The organism is Bacillus sp. L75 (assembly GCF_003676355.1).
Classification (GTDB): Bacteria; Bacillota; Bacilli; order Bacillales; family Bacillaceae; genus Bacillus; species Bacillus velezensis.
The window spans coordinates 1-1,768 of sequence record NZ_ML064936.1; the positions used below are offsets into that span (position 1 = coordinate 1).

Sequence of the window (1,768 nt, forward strand, 5' to 3'; positions counted from 1 at the left end):
ACGCGAAAGACGGCTTTGATCCGGAGATAACAGAAAAAACATTACATGTCCTGACGGTGCACCATGATGCGCTCCGGATGATTTATCGTGAACAAAAACCGTATTACAGAGGGCTTGAGGATGCGTCTGTTGAACTGAACGTCTTTGAGCTGAACGGACCTGCTGAAGACCATGAGGACCGTATCGAAAGGGAAGCAGACCGTCTTCAAAGCAGTATTTCACTGGAAACAGGACATCTCTTGAAAGCCGGGCTCTTCCGGGCTGAAGATGGAGACCACCTTCTTCTCGCAATCCATCACTTAGTCGTGGATGGTGTATCTTGGCGGATTTTACTGGAGGACTTTACGTCCGTTTATACGCAGCTGAAGCAAGGCAATGAACCGGCGCTGCCGCCGAAAACACATTCATTCGCCGAATTTGCCGAGAGAATCAAAGAATACGCAAATACGAAGGCGTTTCTGAAAGAAGCGGATTACTGGAGAGAGCTTGAGGAAAAAGAGGTATGCACTCAGCTTCCGAAAGACAGGCAGTCTGGTGATCAGCGCATGAGACATACGAGAACGGTCAGCTTCTCTCTGACGCCTGAACAAACTGAACAGCTGACGACAAACGTACATGAAGCCTATCACACCGAAATGAACGACATCCTGCTCACGGCGCTCGGACTGGCGCTGAAAGAGTGGACGGGTGAAGACACGATCGGCGTTCATTTGGAAGGGCACGGGCGCGAAGACATTCTTGACGGCTTGAATATCACCCGGACGGTCGGATGGTTTACGAGCATGTATCCGATGATCCTTGAGATGAAGCATTCCGACGATCTTTCATATCAGCTGAAACAAATGAAAGAAGACATCAGACACATCCCGAACAAAGGAGTCGGCTACGGCATTCTGCGTTATGTAACGGCGCCTGAGCATAAAGAGAATCTTTCATTTGAGATTGATCCGGATATCAGCTTTAACTACTTAGGCCAGTTTAATGAGATGTCGGATTCCGGCTTATTTACAAGATCCGGGATGCCGTCAGGACAATCGCTGAGCCCTGACACAGAGAAGCCGAATGCGCTTGATATTGTCGGATTTATAGAAAATGGGCAGATGACGATGACGTTTGCCTATCATTCTCTCGAATTTCATGAAAAAACCATTCAATCGTTCAGTGACAGTTTTAAAGGGCACCTCTTGAAAATCATAGATCACTGCCTGGCCCAAGACGGACCTGAGCTTACGCCTAGCGATCTTGGCGATGATGATCTGACGCTTGATGAACTTGATAAATTAATGGAAATTCTCTAACAGAAAAGACAGAGGTGACATATGAGCAAAAAATCGATTCAAAAGGTGTATGCACTCACACCGATGCAGGAGGGAATGCTGTATCATGCGCTGCTTGATCCGCATTCTTCCTCCTACTTCACACAATTAGAGCTTAGGATTCACGGAAGTTTTCAGCTGGAGCTTTTTGAAAAAAGCGTCAATGAGCTGATCCGGACATATGACATCCTGCGTACGGTATTCGTGCACCAGCAGCTTCAAAAACCGCGCCAAGTCGTATTAGCCGAGCGGAAGACGAAGGTGCACTATGAAGATATCAGTCAATTAGATGAAGCGCGCCAAACCGAATATATTGAACGCTATAAACGCGGCGTGCAGCAGCAGGGCTTTCATCTGGCGAAGGATATTCTCTTTAAAGCGGCGGTGTTCAGACTCAGTGAGAAGGAGCTGTATCTCGTCTGGAGCAATCATCATATCGTCATGGACGGCTG

Annotated in this window: 2 protein-coding genes; both read left to right on the plus strand. The window is 47.6% G+C overall.

Features of this window, described 5'->3' with window-relative positions:
- Positions 1-1,298, plus strand: a 1,298-nt coding sequence (locus tag D5S11_RS19625; protein WP_241211475.1) for a condensation domain-containing protein, incomplete at its 5' end; no start/stop codon positions are given.
- Positions 1,299-1,319: 21 nt separating this feature from the next.
- A partial coding sequence (locus D5S11_RS19630; protein ID WP_241211476.1) for a condensation domain-containing protein occupies positions 1,320-1,768 on the plus strand: 449 nt, incomplete at its 3' end.